Genomic DNA, 241 nt, shown 5'->3' on the forward strand with positions numbered 1-241 from the left:
AATCGAGTAGGAGGAGGCCTCACGGCCTCCGTCCTCTCACACCACCGTACAAGCGTGGGTCGCATACGGCGGTTCCGAATATATTTTCAGTGACTCATACCCATCTCCCAATGAGTACAGGCCCAACTCCTCGAACCATTTTATTGGCATGGCGTGATTTAACTGCGGCGTTAAGGCCAAGTGCCACCACCCTTTATCTGACATCGCTACCTTCCACGCATTGCGCTCCGTTACACCTTGT

General features: G+C 53.1%; 1 pseudogene. It reads right to left on the reverse strand.

Going from position 1 to position 241, the window contains the following annotated elements:
* Positions 1 to 36: 36 nt before the first annotated feature.
* Positions 37 to 241 (reverse strand): annotated as a pseudogene (locus AB4375_RS21110) (hypothetical protein); the annotation flags it as partial.

It is taken from the genome of Vibrio sp. 10N.261.51.C6, from assembly GCF_041471785.1.
GTDB lineage: Bacteria > Pseudomonadota > Gammaproteobacteria > Enterobacterales > Vibrionaceae > Vibrio > Vibrio crassostreae_C.